Here is a 213-nt window from a genome sequence, read left to right as displayed (position 1 = left end):
ACATCACTTGAAGTGGCGACGTTCTCAACAATTTCTTTAACACTACCAACACTATCACTAAGGCGGTCTATTCCATTTTCTAAGTTAGACAGCACGTCGCCGTACGCTCCTGGGTAGTCGGTATCGATGTCTTGCGCGAGTTGACCCTGCTCTAACCGGTCGCTCGCAGTCGATATTTGCTCGAAACTGTTCGACAGCTGGGTCGTCCCCACC

1 protein-coding gene is annotated in these 213 nt (G+C 50.7%); it reads right to left on the bottom strand.

Going from position 1 to position 213, the window contains the following annotated elements:
• On the bottom strand, window positions 1-213 hold a 213-nt coding region (locus EXE45_RS21170; RefSeq protein WP_137695227.1), incomplete at both ends, for a hypothetical protein.

Origin of the sequence: Halorubrum sp. SP9, from assembly GCF_005435015.1 — an archaeon.
Lineage (GTDB): Archaea > Halobacteriota > Halobacteria > Halobacteriales > Haloferacaceae > Halorubrum > Halorubrum sodomense.
Note: the sequence above shows the minus strand (reverse complement) of the source record. Positions and strands in the feature narration are given on the sequence as shown.